General features: G+C 49.9%; 7 protein-coding genes. All 7 read left to right on the forward strand.

The genetic code is table 11. The annotated features are described in order from the left end of the window. A partial coding sequence (locus AC3OH0_RS03775; protein WP_498344830.1) for an FAD-dependent oxidoreductase occupies positions 1-556 on the forward strand: 556 nt, incomplete at its 5' end. A gap of 5 nt (positions 557-561) precedes the next feature. After that, on the forward strand, positions 562-1,071 hold the full coding sequence (locus tag AC3OH0_RS03780) for a 4Fe-4S dicluster domain-containing protein (RefSeq protein WP_498344831.1): 510 nt from the start codon (positions 562-564) through the stop codon (positions 1,069-1,071). 13 nt (positions 1,072-1,084) lie between these two features. Continuing rightward, the gene (locus tag AC3OH0_RS03785) at positions 1,085-2,593 is read left to right on the forward strand and encodes a proton-conducting transporter transmembrane domain-containing protein (protein WP_498344832.1); all 1,509 of its coding nucleotides are present in this window, start codon (positions 1,085-1,087) and stop codon (positions 2,591-2,593) included. Beyond that, positions 2,583-4,085 carry a proton-conducting transporter transmembrane domain-containing protein gene (locus AC3OH0_RS03790; RefSeq protein WP_498344836.1) on the forward strand — a complete coding sequence of 501 codons (1,503 nt, stop codon included), beginning with the start codon at positions 2,583-2,585 and terminating at the stop codon, positions 4,083-4,085. The genes AC3OH0_RS03785 and AC3OH0_RS03790 overlap by 11 nt, the downstream gene beginning before the upstream one ends. Further along, on the forward strand, positions 4,082-4,363 hold the full coding sequence (locus AC3OH0_RS03795; protein ID WP_498344833.1) for a hypothetical protein: 282 nt from the start codon (positions 4,082-4,084) through the stop codon (positions 4,361-4,363). The genes AC3OH0_RS03790 and AC3OH0_RS03795 overlap by 4 nt, the downstream gene beginning before the upstream one ends. A gap of 9 nt (positions 4,364-4,372) precedes the next feature. After that, a complete protein-coding gene (locus tag AC3OH0_RS03800) occupies positions 4,373-5,257 on the forward strand; it encodes an NADH-quinone oxidoreductase subunit H (protein WP_498344834.1) in 885 nt (294 codons plus the stop codon). Further along, positions 5,250-6,594 (forward strand): hydrogenase large subunit (locus AC3OH0_RS03805; RefSeq protein ID WP_498344835.1); only part of this gene is annotated, 1,345 nt, incomplete at its 3' end. The genes AC3OH0_RS03800 and AC3OH0_RS03805, both read left to right, overlap by 8 nt.

A 6,594-nucleotide genomic window follows, 5' to 3' on the forward strand; every position in this document is an offset into this window, starting at 1 on the left:
GTACAGTGCTGTAGATGCTGCGGAGCAGGCGCTTAGAGAAGGCGCGGAGTCATACCTATTGTACAGGAGAACCATTAACGAGGCGCCGGCAGGGATTTTCGAGATTGAAAGGATTCAGCGGATGGGCGTGGAGTTCCAGGAGCTTGTAGCGCCGGTGGAGATACTGGCTGAGAACGGGTGGGTGAAAGGCATTAAGATGCAGAAGATGAGGCTCGGCCCGCCGGATGAGACTGGGAGACCCCAGCCAGTGCCGATTGAGGGATCAGAGTTTATAATAGAGGCTGACACAGTGGTTTTCGCAACAGGGGAGACCGCAACCCCTCCAGTAAGCCCTAGCGAGGAAGTCTTGAACAAGCTTGGGATAAAGCTGACCAGGAGCAACACGATAGTTGTTAACGAGAGGTATCAGACAGGCAACCCGAAAGTCTTCGCAGCAGGCGACGTGGTCAACGGTCCAAGCAAGATAGGCCCCGCAACGAGAAGCGGCCTCTACGCGGCAAGGTTCATGAACAGCTGGATCCAGGCGAAACTGGTTAAACAACCACTCGCGAGGTGAGCTTGATGAGTCTAGATAACCCATCCACATCCCCTCAAAGATACCTTAGGATAATAGACATAGGAACGTGCATAGGATGCGGAGCATGCGAAGCAGCATGCGGCTTCATCCATGAAGGAAAACCATACATCAAGGTCTACAGGACCTCTCTAGGCCTTGAAATACCGGTTTCATGCCTCCACTGCGCTAAAGCCCCATGCATAGACGTGTGTCCAACGGGAGCCATGACAAGGGATAAGGAAGGGTCCGTATACGTTATAGCGAGCAAGTGCATAGGCTGCATGGCATGCCTGTACGCATGCCCGTTCGGCATACCGCAGCTTGACAAGGCGCTGAGAATATCCACGAAGTGCGACCTGTGCTCGGATCAGAGGAAGAAAGGGCTTGAGCCAGGCTGCAGCTCCCTGTGCCCGACAGGGGCGATAGTGTACTCCGCTGAACCTGTAGTGTTCGACATAGCTAAGAAGAAGACTGCTGAATCCTGGGCTAAGGCAAGGTATGAATCCCTTAAGTAGCCAAGGGATTTCTATGGATTTGTTAACAGCAATCTTTTTCTACATCCTAGGTGCGGTTTTGTTCCTCCTACCCAGTTTCAAGAAGAGTTTTTCACCCGCCCAGGTTATTCCTTTAAAAGTCTTCTCCGCGATCTTTTTAACCATTAGTGTTTACGGCTTACACGCTAATGGAGCGCTCGATGCTTTCGGAGCCGTGCTAGCGGTCTCAACCATTGCCTCGGGGAGCATAATCTCAATCTACGCCTACGACTACTTCAGAATCAACAACTACTCGCCAACAGCCAGCACCCTGCTCGACCTCTTAATACTGTGTTTAACCACGACATATGCCTCGTTCAACATACTAGCCCTCGCCACCTTCTGGACAATATCCGAAGTCCTCGCATACGCTTTAATAAAGGAAGGAGAGGAGCACTCGTACGAGGGCTCCCTCACCTCTAGCAGGGGCTTCATCTTCACTTCAACGCTAACTTTCGAGGTAACAGTCTTCACCATGATCATTACATCGGTACTGCTGGTCGCAGGTGCGATGAGTTTTCAAAACCTTTTAAAAAGCTTCACAGACCTCGCAACCGTTAAGACAATGGTACCCGCATACCTTATACCCTTGCTGATAGCGGGGTTCGTGACCAAGGCCGCAACAGTACCGTTGCACTTCTGGCTTCCAAGCGCACACTCCGCCGCCCCATCCCCTGCTTCAGCGCTTTTAAGCGGTGTCATGACACCGCTGGGCTTCCTAGGCTTGTACAGGGTTGTAAGCCTGGTTGACTTTGGAGAGTACGAGCCTATCATAGCTTTCTACCTGATAGTTTCCGGAATATTCTCAATAATCTACGGCGGGTTGCAAGCTACTCAGCAAAGAGATGGCAAGAAGATGCTGGCATACGCGACGATATCGACCAACGGGTTCATAAGCCTAGTATTCGCCCTATACCTCTTATACCCGGGCGAGTACGTCTTCCTGGCCTTGCTGACATCAATAGTAATGCACACAGCCTACAAGACCACATTGTTCGCTGAAATGGGTTTAGTAGAGTATGCTTACGGCAGCAGGTACATTCACGGGCTGCACGGGGTCTCAACAATCATGCCGGTATCCTCCATAGGCGGGTTGCTAGCCGTTTTCACCATGCTTGGGATACCTGGAACCATCGGGTTCACCTCGAAGTTTCTAAGCATTTACGCAATCCTATACCAGGGCTTAGACTTGACTAAAACAATCATCCTGCTGGGAATAGCGTTCTACATTGCCACAACTATATCAATAAGCATAAACTACTTCAAAATATACCTGAGGAAGGGGAGGGGGGTGCTCCAGCCTGTTAACAATGTTGACTTGAAACCCCAGGTTGCTATCCTAGCGCTTGGAACGCTCAACGTTCTCTACAATCTCACAATACTCATATCAGGATTCTCCACAATAGCCCTTGTGGTATCGTTCACCATGATGATACCTGTCCTAGTAGCAACATTGTTCTCAGTCGCGTTCAGAGGGGTGAGCCCGCGTGAACATGCTGGTTAAAACATACGTAATACTTGCCATCCTCCTCCCAGTCACGGGAGCCCTGATAGTGGACTCCTACCCCAGGCTTTCAAAAGTTTTAAGAATACTCGGATTCCTCATCCCCGGGCTCTTCTTCCTCGCAGGAATGATAGAGCTTTTATGGTTCCAGCCGTATTTCATGCTTCTCTCCACAATAGCGGCTGTAGGCTTAACCCTCCACACCGAGGGCTACTACAAGGTAATCTACGGTAAGGTGATGTATCAGCAACTGGTAATGGACACCATGCTCTCCCTGATCATACTGTTGTTCTCTTCTGAAACCCTTATCGAAGCAATAACTCTCTGGATAGTTCTAGAACTGGTCTCAGTCCTCCTAATACTGATGGAGAAAGGCTATGAGAACTACCCTGTGGCAATAAAATACCTTGTCTTCTGTGCGACCCCGGGCGATATCTCAATACTATCTATATGGGTGCTTGCCTCCCAGAAATACGGCTTCATAGAGTCCCTGCTAACCCCGCTCACCGAGCTCTCCGCTACCAGCATGAGCGTTGGAATTCTCGAATCACTAATCCTAGTCATAGGTTTCCTCACCAAGCTCGGCCAATTCCCCCTGCACTCATGGCTCCCAACAGCACACTACCACGCGCCCTCCCCAGGCTCCTCCGTGATAAGCGGGTTGCTGTTGAAAATGGGTGCTTTCTCACTCTTCATAGTGATTTCAATGTTCAGCCTCAACCCTGCAGTATTCTACATCATGATGGCGCAGGGCATAATAACATCCGTGTACGGCTACTTAATGACGACTGTTCAAACAGACGTTAAAAGAGTGATAGTGTACAGCTCACTAGGGCACATGGGCGTTGTTACAATGCTGTTCGCACTCTACGGCTTGGTCAGGGAGCCCATCATACAGACTTTAATAGTCGTATACGTCGTATATCACGGCATAGCCAAGGCCTTAGGCTTCGTGAACATTTCAATAATGGAGCAGCTCTCGAACACTCACGAGCTCTACAAGCTAGGCTTCCTGGGCCTTGTCTCGCCAAACGCGCTCAACATAGCCTTCCTAACATTCCTCAACCTGGCTGGCTTCCCGCCAACCCCCGGCTTCATTGTGAAATTCCTCCTGATACTCACCACGCTCTCCCTTGTTCTAACAGGGAGTTTGCTAGCCCTCCCGGTGCTCGCTATAATCAGCTTCTCAACCGTGATAACCGTGATATACATGAGCAAGTTCATAGCAGCCTATACCTCATCTATTAAGCCACCGCTGAAAATCCCGCCTGAAAACCTCAACAACCCCGAGCTGGTTGGAGACTACTTCCTATCCTTATTCACAATAGTACTCTCCTACCTCCTGCTCTCCGTTTTCCCAGCTGACTTCTGGATTTACACACTCCTAATAATCATCGCTTTAACAACCCCGTTAACCATACTAATATGTGTGCGAAACCTGAGAGAGGTTAGAGAGGAGAAGGAGCAGTGGTTATCGGGTGTTGAAGCATGAGCTCGGCTAAAGGAAGCGCGATGCGATGGTTTGAGAAGCTGCTGGAGAAAACCCTTCACAGAGGTAGGAGCTCGCGGGCAGACCTGCTTAGAGGAATACTACAGTACTCTATAAACATGGGTGATGCATTCTTCATTAAACTAGGATACGTGGTAAATAAGCTGTCCATCATTCTCAACAAGGTTCAAATAACAATGATAGAGTCCATGATAATGGCATCTCTCTGGTTCGGGCTGGTCGCGATCTTGATAATTTGGCTTGTAACATACCTGGCTTGAGGTGAGCATGTGTTCGAGATAATACTGGTAGGGATCGTGTCGGCCGTGATGCTTATACTACCCTTGCTGCTCGACGGCTTGGAGAGGAAGGTTAAAGCAACTATTCAAACACGAATAGGACCACCCGTAACTCAAACACTATACGACTTCCTTAAACTCATGGGCAAGGAGGTTAAACCCTTCACGGGCTCCGCCTTAGCCACCTACATGGTGTCGCTAACCATAATTCTACAGCTCTCATCACTGATTGCTCTAAACTACTTCATCATCGTAGAAAGGAGTTTTCAAATCCTGTTCACAGGGTTAGCATTATTTCTGGTTGCTCAAGCATCAAGCACCATGACACCCCTCCTCGTTCCAAACCCGTTTTCACAGATAGGAGGTTATAGAGAAGTTGTTGTCTCCCTTGTGAACGAGTTTACAATGATAATCTCTGTTGGGGTTATCTCCTTCATACTGGGAGGGAGAGCCGTCTCCCCATATACTTACATAGGGCTTTTATCCGCCATGATAACATTGTTTGTAACGAGCTACGTGAGCACTGGGCGCCCGCCTTTCGATATCGCTGAAGCAGAAGTTGAGCTTGCATCAGGGGTTTTCGTAGAGTTCAGCGGACCCTTGCTCGCAGCCTACGTTTACGCCTTGCTGACTAGGAGACTCCTCGCTAAAATGGTTCCCCTTGCCATCATTCTGCAAGCCTTAACCAGCCCAGGGCTCCTGACACCCCTAATCCTACTACCGCTAATAATTGTAATGTGGGTTATCTACGGTGTTGCCGCCACGGTGGTTGGGAGGACTAGGATAGATCTTGCTCCTGCAAGCCTTCTCAAGCTTTATATACCTTTAATGGCATTATCTATAACAGGGTTATTGATAGGTGTTTATCATGCTTAGAGATCCTTCTATAATAGATAAATACGTAAAACTAGCGGAATTTGCCGGCGCATCGATAACCGTGGACGGTGATACAATCCACATAGTATCCAAGCCGGAGCACATCCCCGGGTTAGCTGAAAAGCTCTTCAACGAGTTTAAATGCGTTCACAGAACCTGTGTTGCGACCGATGAACGACCCTTAAACGGCTTCTTCTCGCTCACCCACCTTTTCACGGATGACGCCAACGGCTTGTACATTACTTTGAAAACCTATCTGGAGGGAGACAAGCCCAGGGCGCCGAGCATTGTTGACCAGGTCCCTGCTGCAGACTGGTGTGAAATGGAAGCGCGGGACCTGGTTGGAATAGAGTTCGAGGGCAGGAGCGCCTACAGGCTTGTCCTACCGCCAGGCTGGCCCTCAGAGGTCTACCCTTTGAGGAAGGATTTCCAGTACGATAAACGCCCAAACATTATTCCCGTGAGCGAGAAGGTGTCGGTTACCGAGGAATCCTCAACTGTGCCGGTGGGGCCTTACCATCCAGCGCTCCACGAGCCCGAGTACTTCGAGCTGTATGTTGAAGGAGAGAGAGTGGTCGACGTCAAATACAGGGGGTTCCACGTTCACAGAGGGATTGAGAAGCTCGGAGAGTCGAGGATGACTTACCAGCAGGTAAACTTCCTAGCTGAGAGAATATGCGGGATATGCGGGTTTGAACACAGCACTTGCTACGCTCTTGCGGTTGAGAAGGCTGCAAAGCTCGACGTCCCCGAGAGAGCCCAGTACATCAGGAGCATAATCCTGGAGGTTGAAAGGCTTCACAGCCACCTCCTCTGGCTCGGCGTGGCCTTCCACCTGGTGGGTTACGACGCAGGCTTCATGCACATGTGGAGGATTCGCGAGAAAGTAATGTACCTTTCAGAATACCTAACAGGGAGCAGGAAAACCTACGGGATAAACCTTGTCGGGGGAGTGAGGAAGGATATTAACGAGGAGAAGAAGCCGAAGATCCTGGAAACCCTGGAGACTCTTGAGAAAGAGTTCAAGGAGCTAGTAGAGGTAGCGGTCTCCGTGCCCCAGGTTAAGCGGAGGCTAACTGGGACCGGTGTCCTACCGAAAGAGGATGCTGTTAAGCTAGGGGTTGAAGGCCCTGTTGCAAGAGCCTCAGGCATAGACAGAGACGCTAGAAGAGACCTGCCCTACGCTGCTTACAAGCATGTATCTTTCAAAGTACCGGTCTACACTGAGGGAGACAACATGGCGAGAGCCCTGGTAAGGGTTGAGGAAACTTTAGAGTCTATCTCAATGATAAAGCAACTCCTCGACCAGATACCGAAGGGCCCGATACGTCTTGAGG

It is taken from the genome of Thermosphaera sp., from assembly GCF_059755995.1.

What these genes read in the sequence shown, in the direction of transcription:
- AC3OH0_RS03780 (WP_498344831.1), top strand. Translation starts at nt 562, where the DNA reads ATGAGTCTAGATAACCCATCCACATCCCCTCAAAGATACCTTAGGATA.
- AC3OH0_RS03785 (WP_498344832.1), top strand. Translation starts at nt 1,085, where the DNA reads ATGGATTTGTTAACAGCAATCTTTTTCTACATCCTAGGTGCGGTTTTG.
- AC3OH0_RS03790 (WP_498344836.1), top strand. Translation starts at nt 2,583, where the DNA reads ATGCTGGTTAAAACATACGTAATACTTGCCATCCTCCTCCCAGTCACG.
- AC3OH0_RS03795 (WP_498344833.1), top strand. Translation starts at nt 4,082, where the DNA reads ATGAGCTCGGCTAAAGGAAGCGCGATGCGATGGTTTGAGAAGCTGCTG.